The sequence below is a fragment of the Cellulophaga geojensis KL-A genome (genome assembly GCF_000568425.1).
Lineage (GTDB): Bacteria > Bacteroidota > Bacteroidia > Flavobacteriales > Flavobacteriaceae > Cellulophaga > Cellulophaga lytica.
The window spans coordinates 1-759 of sequence record NZ_ARZX01000090.1 but is presented as its reverse complement, the minus strand read 5'-3'; the positions used below and the strand labels follow the sequence as shown (position 1 = coordinate 759).

Annotated in this window: 1 protein-coding gene; it reads left to right on the top strand. The window is 27.8% G+C overall.

Annotated features, from left to right (window positions below; translation table 11 throughout):
• Positions 1-21: 21 nt before the first annotated feature.
• Complete coding sequence (locus KLA_RS17330) at positions 22-657, top strand: hypothetical protein (protein ID WP_034647491.1); 636 nt, start codon at positions 22-24, stop codon at positions 655-657.
• The last annotated feature ends 102 nt before the right edge of the window (positions 658-759 follow it).

Below are 759 nucleotides of genomic sequence, written 5' to 3'. Positions count from 1 at the left end.
CGTTAGGTGTAATTAAGAAAAATGAAAAAACAATATAAAATTTGGCAAAATGAATGGAGACAGATTATGGAAAAACCCATAAATGTTGAAGTTGACCCAAAGTGTGACTTTGATTTACACTTTGATATATGGGAATTAGATAAAAACAAATTTATTGAACTTTTCAATTCTTTCCCTAAAGGAACTGAAATCGGAAACAATGCTTATAATTTAAGAAATGGATTAATTGAGGAATTTAATCAAAAATTAAGTAAAGAAGAGATTATTTCAGAAACTCAGAAAGCTATTAATGACTTACAAAAAATAGCTTATTCAGAAGAACTAAACAATCCTAAAATTATATTTAGAACAGGTAATTCTATATCAGATTTAACTGATATAAATTATTCAGAAATGATATCAATTGAAATAGACGACCAAATATATGATTTCATAAAAAAAGGGACAGGTGAAATTGGAAATAATGCCTACCACTTTTTAAGTGAACCAATGTATCGAATGCGTAGTTCATATGTTCCGAGTCGTTGGATTTTATGGACTCTTACTGATATAAATCATATAAACCCATACAAATCATTATTAAAATTAGAGAACAATAATTGTAGTGTTTTTCTAATTGATGACGGAGGAATATTGATATTTCAAACTAAAGAATAAAAAACTACACCTAACAATGGCTATAATTAATACGGGTTTGGTACTTAACCTAAAGTCTAATGCTTTTAACCAAGTCCGCCAAATCTTTTGATTTGGCTTTAG

Bases quoted from the DNA above. Each gene is read 5' to 3' on its own strand.
- KLA_RS17330 (WP_034647491.1), top strand. From the start codon at position 22: ATGAAAAAACAATATAAAATTTGGCAAAATGAATGGAGACAGATTATG.